A 629-nucleotide genomic window follows, 5' to 3' on the forward strand; every position below is an offset into this window, starting at 1 on the left:
GAACCCGAAGATGATATTGAAATAATTATAGATAAATCAAAACAGGAGTTGAGCTATTTATTTTCTGGTAAGGGTGCAGCCAAATTTGATTTGCGTTGGCATAGTGATTTGCAGGGGTATAGCCTTAATAGGGAAGCCATTCAAAGGGGCTATGGGAATCGTTTTGGAGATTTAAAGACAAAAATTAAAATTGCCGATTCGATTTCTCAATTACAATTAAATAGCTTAGAAATTGTAAAAGACGATTTACCTTTTGAAGTGTACCAAATCATGAAGGCAGATATTTATGGACAAAATGGAATAGATTTAAAGCCATTTTCTTATTATATGGGATTAAACCAATTATCTAAAGCGGAATTAGAGGATTATAGAATATTATTTAGCCAATCCATGGTTTCGGATTTACCAGATAGTATTCTAGCCCAATCCCCGAATTACCTGTTGTTTTTATCAAACATGCTTATTGCACAATTACAACTGGAGCACCCTAATGATCCGTCTTATCATTTACAAAATATTTACTCAAATAACTTTAGTGATTTATGCAGTGTTATTAGAACGAATTACACAGGAGCGTTAAGGGAAAAACTGTTGCTTTATAATTTACTAAGTTTAAAGGTACAAGACAC

1 protein-coding gene is annotated in these 629 nt (G+C 32.8%); it reads left to right on the forward strand.

Annotated features, from left to right (window positions below; translation table 11 throughout):
- Window positions 1-629 (forward strand): hypothetical protein (locus Q4566_RS17030; RefSeq protein ID WP_303423781.1); only part of this gene is annotated, 629 nt, incomplete at both ends.

Source organism: Tamlana sp. 2_MG-2023 (assembly GCF_030548465.1).
Taxonomy (GTDB): Bacteria; Bacteroidota; Bacteroidia; order Flavobacteriales; family Flavobacteriaceae; genus Pseudotamlana.